This window comes from Arthrobacter sp. NPDC057388 (genome assembly GCF_042668165.1).
Taxonomy (GTDB): domain Bacteria; phylum Actinomycetota; class Actinomycetes; order Actinomycetales; family Micrococcaceae; genus Arthrobacter.
Genome location: NZ_JBHVBL010000053.1, coordinates 21,658 through 27,834, shown reverse-complemented (window position 1 = coordinate 27,834; position 6,177 = coordinate 21,658). Strand labels below are relative to the sequence as shown.

At 66.2% G+C, this 6,177-nt stretch carries 7 protein-coding genes and 1 tRNA gene; 4 read left to right on the top strand and 4 right to left on the bottom strand.

From position 1 onward, the window contains the following. Positions 1 to 81 precede the first annotated feature (81 nt). Complete coding sequence (locus tag ACFUTU_RS18915) at positions 82 to 573, bottom strand: YajQ family cyclic di-GMP-binding protein (protein WP_377967068.1); 492 nt, start codon at positions 571 to 573, stop codon at positions 82 to 84. A gap of 198 nt (positions 574 to 771) precedes the next feature. Here ACFUTU_RS18915 and ACFUTU_RS18910 point away from each other — a divergent pair, with 198 nt between their 5' ends. Together ACFUTU_RS18910 and ACFUTU_RS18905 are read left to right on the top strand one after the other, a co-directional pair. Then, positions 772 to 1,026, top strand: a complete 255-nt coding sequence (locus ACFUTU_RS18910; protein ID WP_377967066.1) for a hypothetical protein — start codon at positions 772 to 774, stop codon at positions 1,024 to 1,026. Positions 1,027 to 1,142: 116 nt separating this feature from the next. After that, positions 1,143 to 1,224: transfer RNA gene (locus ACFUTU_RS18905), tRNA-Tyr, on the top strand. Positions 1,225 to 1,301: 77 nt separating this feature from the next. On the opposite strand, the gene ACFUTU_RS18900 is transcribed toward ACFUTU_RS18905, so the two are convergent. Both ACFUTU_RS18900 and ACFUTU_RS18895 read right to left on the bottom strand, forming a co-directional pair. Beyond that, a complete protein-coding gene (locus ACFUTU_RS18900; RefSeq protein ID WP_377967064.1) occupies positions 1,302 to 2,036 on the bottom strand; it encodes a potassium channel family protein in 735 nt (244 codons plus the stop codon). 108 nt (positions 2,037 to 2,144) lie between these two features. Next, positions 2,145 to 3,179, bottom strand: coding sequence for a LysM peptidoglycan-binding domain-containing protein (locus tag ACFUTU_RS18895; protein ID WP_377967062.1), 1,035 nt, complete (start codon positions 3,177 to 3,179; stop codon positions 2,145 to 2,147). Positions 3,180 to 3,579: 400 nt separating this feature from the next. Between ACFUTU_RS18895 and trxA the strand changes: the two genes are divergently transcribed. Then, entirely contained in the window at positions 3,580 to 4,017 is a 438-nt protein-coding gene (trxA, locus tag ACFUTU_RS18890) for a thioredoxin (RefSeq protein ID WP_377967060.1), read from the top strand. A gap of 75 nt (positions 4,018 to 4,092) precedes the next feature. Here the strand turns inward: trxA and ACFUTU_RS18885 are convergent, their stop codons facing one another. Further along, on the bottom strand, positions 4,093 to 4,371 hold the full coding sequence (locus tag ACFUTU_RS18885; RefSeq protein ID WP_076801078.1) for a putative quinol monooxygenase: 279 nt from the start codon (positions 4,369 to 4,371) through the stop codon (positions 4,093 to 4,095). Positions 4,372 to 4,474: 103 nt separating this feature from the next. Between ACFUTU_RS18885 and ACFUTU_RS18880 the strand changes: the two genes are divergently transcribed. Then, positions 4,475 to 6,148, top strand: coding sequence for an AMP-binding protein (locus ACFUTU_RS18880; protein ID WP_377967058.1), 1,674 nt, complete (start codon positions 4,475 to 4,477; stop codon positions 6,146 to 6,148). Positions 6,149 to 6,177: the final 29 nt, after the last annotated feature.

Here is a 6,177-nt window from a genome sequence, read left to right as displayed (position 1 = left end):
GCACCGGAATTCCGGTGTCGCCGGCCCATGTGCGCGTCGCCAGGCTGGTTCCGCGTCGCCGCAGATGGTTCGGCGGGAAGGCTAGCTGCGGAAGTTGACGAACTGCAGGTCGGCCTCGTCGAAGTCCTTCAGCAGGGCCATGGTGGCCTGGAGGTCGTCGCGGGACTTGGACGAGACGCGGAGTTCATCGCCCTGGATCTGCGACTTGACGCCCTTGGGGCCCTCGTCGCGGATGAGCTTGTTGATCTTCTTGGCCAAGTCCTGCGCGATGCCTTCCTTGATGGAGGCCTCCAGCCGGAATTCCTTGCCGGACGCGTAGGGTTCGCCGGTGTCGAGGGACTTCAGGGAGATGCCGCGGCGGATCAGCTTGGACTGCAGCACGTCCAGCACGGCCAGAACGCGCTCTTCGGAGTTCGCCTTCATGAGGATCTTTTCGCCGCTGAAGTCGACTTCGGCGCCCACGCCCTTGAAGTCGTAGCGCTGGGCGAGTTCCTTCTGCGCCTGGTTCAGCGCGTTGGCCACCTCCTGCTTGTCTACCTTGCTTACGACGTCGAATGTGGACTCGCCTGCCATGACTCTCCTTTGCTGGTGCATGCGTCGCCCGGGCGGTGAGGCTCCGGGCCGGGTGGGATATCTGGATTCCAGCGTAGTACGGATGGCGGGGAAGTGAAGGTGGGCGGCATTCACAGTTCACTCATAGCCAAGTCATGGCGGGAACGAAGTTTCGGCGCCCAGAGTTGTAGCAGTTGGAAGCCGCTCGGAAGGAACGCAATGACCCACAAGGCCGTCCGCTACGTCACCAAGTCCACCGCGGCAGCCGCCGGGACTATCGCCACCGCCGCATCGTCGGTGGCCGCCGCCGCCGTTGCCGCATCCATCATCCTCAGCCCTGTAGCGGACGCCTCCACGCGGCTGGAGGGAGTGCAGGCGGATCTGCAGCGGGCAGTACAGCTTAACCAGATCACCGCGGAGCAGGCGCTGAAGTTCGAGGCCAAGCTCGCGGGCCGGATTCTCGGCGAGGCCTGATCTTCCGGGCTGCCTCGGCCCGCAGCCCCCCGATTTCATTCTTGGGCAGAAGTTCTGTAAGGTTGTCTTGCCCGCGGGGATGGAAACAAAACCGGGGTGATCTTCTTTTGAAGTTCGGCAGATTACCCGAGCGGCCAAAGGGGGCTGACTGTAAATCAGCTGGCACTGCCTACGGGGGTTCGAATCCCTCATCTGCCACATTTGAAAGACCTCCGGAACCTGACGGTTCCGGAGGTCTTTTGCTTTTCCGGCTCTGAGGGGCCGGGCCTGGTGTCCTAGGACGCGGGATCGCGCCGCAGCTCGGCGATCTCGCGCCGAAGGGCGGCAACCTCGGCTGCCAGTTCGCCCACCTCCGTCAAGACCGGCTCGCCTGCCGACTCGGCCGCTGCCACCGTCGTCTCCTCGACACGCTGGACCAGCCACGAGGCAATGGAAGCCGTCACCACACCAAGGACAGCGATGCCGCTCATCATCAGTGCTGCCGCCACAAGACGGCCCAGCAACGTGACAGGGTACATATCGCCGTAGCCCACGGTGGTGATTGTCGCCACCGCCCACCACGCGGCGTCGCCGAACGTGAGAATCTTGGCCTCCGGGGCTGACTGCTCGACGTCGAGCACGGCCAGTGCCCCCACGAACACCAGCAGGACGGCAGAAGCGGCCACATACGTGACCACCCGGCCCCGCAGTGTTTCGCCTACCGTCCGGTGCAGCACCGACAGCAGGGTCACCAGGCGCAGCAGCCGCAGGGGGCGGAAGAAAGGCAGGGCGACGATGAGCAGCTCGTGCAGGTTGCGGAGAAACCACCGGCTGCGTTCCTCCGCCAGCCACAGATTTGCCGCATAGTCCAGCACGAAAATGCCCCAGGTGGTCCACATGGTGGCCTCCAGCCACTCGGCTCCGCGGCCTTCCACCCTGCCGATCACCTGCCACGCGTAGGCCGCGAGGAAGACAATCGCCGTCCCCATCAGAGGCCATTCGGCAAGGTCCCGGTAGCGTTGCTGAGTCATGGCCATGATCTTACGTGCGGCCCCGGACGGCAGGGCGTCCCCGGCCGGGATTCCTGGCAGTCCCGGCCGGATCCGTACCACTGCTTGCGCCCGGCTCAGTCGCCCGGCTCAGTTCAGCGCGATGACGAGCATCTGGGTGGTGCCCGGGATGCAGGTCTGCAGCACCGCGCGCGGGAACCCGCCGAACACCGCAGCGACGTCGTTGGTGGTCCCGGGGTTCGGGACCTGGCTGCGGGCCGAGACCCGGTAGGAACCGTAGCCCGGAATGTCCACCCGTTCACCCACGCTGATCCCGGAGAAGCGCGCCCAGCCGCCGCAGAAGTCGTGCTCCGTGATGAAGAGCGAGTATCCGTCAGTGGGGGTGAAATGGACGGGCCCGATGCAGGCGTCCACCATCGCCTGCCCGCCGGCACCGGCCACATAGATGGTCCGCACCGCGGGAGCCGGTGCGGGAGCCGGTGCCGGGGCGGGGGCCGGCGCCGGAGCAGGCGCGGGGACCTGCGCCTGTGCCGGAGCGGCTACCGCAGGTCCGCTCAGCTTGAGCGTCTGGCCAGGAAAAATGACGGAGCTGGGTGCGAGGCCGTTCGCCGCCAGCATGCCCGAGGCGCTGACGTTGAAACGGGCGGCGATGGAGCTCACCGTGTCGCCGGCGACCACCCGGTAGGTGGTGGGTTTGGGGGCCGGGGCAATCTTGGGGGCCGCCACTGTTTTCGCGGGTGGCTTCGCCGGTGCCTTCGCAGGGGCCTTCGCCGGTGCCGTGGTGGCGGCTGGTGCTTTGACGGCTGGCTTTGCTGCAGGCTTCGCGGCGGCCTTTGCCGGTGCCTTCGCCGGCGCCGCGATGGCGGGTGCCGCCGCCGCTTTGGCCGGCGCGCTTGAGGCCGGAGGTGCGGCCGAAGTCACGGGTGCGGCCTGTTCGACGGCGGCCGGTTGGCCGACAGCGGTTGCCGCGTTTCCGCCGTCGGACGCCACCAACGCTCCGACGCCCGCCGACGCCGTCAAAAGGGCGGCGGACACGCCTGCGGAGATGAGTAGGACCCGGGCGGCGGGACGCCTGGCTAGCGGTCCATGCCGGCCCCGGGTGGGTTCGGCGAAGCTGTCGTGTCCAGAGATGTCTGGGGGATCTGGCGTCTCCTGTGCGTTCATGGCGGACCTTTGCTTGATGCGCAGGCGGATGTCCGGGTGCGCGGCGGACGGTGACGCGCAGACACAGGAGGCGCTCGGGCCCACGGGGGCGGAAGCACGGCATATGGGGCGCATGACCGCTATTCATGAGTGGTGCACGCTCGCTAACGTGCCGGCCCCAGCCTGATTCGAGTGTAGGAATCACGCCGCGTACGGCGCACGAGTAGGAAATACTTGTTTTTCCGGGAGCAGACACTTGTTTTCCGCAGAAACAGCCGGGACTGTAAGGGCGCCAGCGAGTAGCCGGCGGCCCGGGCAGCAGGCCAAAAAGCGGTCCGCGCGGAATATTCCCGTTGACGCGGGGAGCGAACAAGGCTCCGGGCCGCGGGACTTACGGACACGCCTCGCGTACGGTTGAACCATGGCTACCGTTGACATCAGAGGTGAACAGTTCGCATCAACCATCGAGGGCAACGACATTGTCCTGGTGGACTTCTGGGCTGAATGGTGCGGCCCCTGCCGCCAGTTCGCCCCCACGTTTTCCGCGGCTTCCGAGAAGCACCCGGACGTCGTGTTCGCGAAAGTGGACACCGAAGCCGAACAGCAGCTGGCAGCGGAGGCAGGCATCTCCTCGATCCCCACGCTGATGGCATTCCGCGAAAAGGTGCTGGTCTTCTCGCAGCCGGGAGCGCTGCCCGCCGCGCAGCTCGAGCAGGTCATCGACGCCGTCAAGGCGCTCGACATGGAGGAAGTCCACGCGCACGTAGCCCGCTCCCAGGCAGAAGCGGCCGCTGCAGCCGGCAACACCTCGGGCAAGACTGCCGGGCCCCAGGACGGCTCGCAGATCCCCGACTTCTAAGGGCTCGCCCTTAACAAGCAACGCGCGGTGATTCTCTGTCAGAGAATCACCGCGCGTTGCTTTGTTGGCCGAAAACTAGAGGCGCTCCACCTTGACCGGTTCGGCCAGGAGCGCGCTGAGGGACTCGTTCAGGTCCTGCAGGGCGATGCCCTTGGAGTGTGCGTCGAGGGCTTCCTCGGACTCCCAGCGCTCAGTCAGGACCAGCTTCTCCTCGGTCGCCTCGGTGAGCTCGTACCGGATGCAGCCGGGCTCGTTGACTACCTCGTCGATGGCGATTTCCAGGGCGAGCTTCACGCGGAAGAACTCGCCGTCGTTGGGGATGAACGTGGCCTGCAGGTCGATGGGTGCACTCATGGATTTCACAATACCGGCCCGCGGCAGTACGCCAGGACCCGTTACGCCAGCCAAGCCGGCCGGACTCCTTCTCTAGCAATCGGCCAGTTGATAGCGTGCCATCATGCGCGCTTACACCGCCGGGGACGCGGACGTCCCCCTGCTCGAGGAAACCATCGGCCAGAACTTCGAGCGCGCGGTGGCGCAGTTCCCCCTGCACGACGCTCTGATAGAGGCCGCCCCCGTGCCGGGCGCGGACGCGCGCCGCTGGAGCTACACCAAACTGAACGACGACGTCGACAGGCTGGCCCGTGCGCTCCTCGCCCTGGGCGTGCGGAAGGGGGAGCGGATCGGCATTTGGAGCCCGAACTGCGCGGAGTGGACGATCCTGCAGTACGCAACTGCGAAGATCGGGGCGGTCCTGGTCAACGTGAACCCCTCGTACCGGAGCCACGAGCTGGAGTTCGTGGTGCAGCAGAACGGTATGCGGATGCTGGTCACGGCACCCTCCGACCGGAACAGTGACTACGTGGCCATGGCCCGCCAGGCGCTCGCCGATTGCCCGGATCTCCGCGAGCTCGTGTTCCTGCCGGACTTCGAATGGGAAGGGCTCGACGCCGGGATCCCCCTGGGTGACCAGGAGCTCACGTACGCCGAGCTGCTGAAGCGGGCTGACGCCGTCGGGCATTCCCAACTCAAGGCCCGCATGGCCGAACTCGATCCGCATGACCCGATCAACCTGCAGTACACCTCAGGCACCACGGGATTCCCCAAGGGCGCTACGCTGACGCACCACAACATCCTCAACAACGGATACTCCATCGGCGAGCTGCTGGGCTACACCGAGCACGACCGGGTGGTGATCCCGGTGCCGTTCTACCACTGCTTCGGGATGGTGATCGGCAACCTGAACGCGCTGAGCCACGGTGCCGCGACGATCATTCCGGGTCGCGGGTTCACGCCGGCCGCCGCGCTGGAGGCCGTGCAGGATTTCGGCGGCACCTCCCTGTACGGGGTGCCCACCATGTTCATTGCCGAACTGGCGGTGCCCGACTTTGCCACCTACGACCTCTCCACGCTCCGCACCGGGGTGATGGCCGGCTCGCTGTGCCCCATCGAGGTGATGAACCGGGTGATTTCCGAGATGAACATGAAGGACGTGGCCATCTGCTACGGCATGACCGAAACGTCGCCGGTGTCCACCATGACCCGCCCCGGGGACACGCTGCAGCAGCGGACACAAACCGTGGGGCGGACCATGCCGCGGCTGGAAAGCAAGATCGTGGACCTGGCCGGGGACGTGGTGGAGCGCGGAGAGATCGGTGAACTGTGCACCCGCGGCTACGCCGTCATGCAGGGGTACTGGAACCAGCCCGAGAAGACAGCCGAGGCCATCGACCAGGACGGCTGGATGCACACAGGCGACCTGGCCCGGATGGACGAAGACGGGTACGTGGTGATCGAGGGCCGGATGAAGGACATGGTCATCCGCGGCGGTGAGAACATCTACCCGCGCGAGATCGAGGAGTTCCTCTATACCCACCCGTCCATCCAGGATGTGCAGGTGATCGGGGTTCCGGACGCCAGGTACGGCGAGGAGCTCATGGCCTGCGTCATCCTCAAGCCCGGCGCCGCACCGCTGGACGCCGCAGCGCTCGCGGAGTTCTGCCGCGGAAAGCTGGCGCACTACAAGGTGCCCCGTTACGTCGACGTGCGGGAGAGCTTCCCCATGACGGTCTCCGGCAAGATCCGCAAGGTGGAGATGCGCGAGGAAGCCGTCGCCCGGCTGGCCCTCTGAAAGCAACGCGGGGTCAGATAACGCCCAAT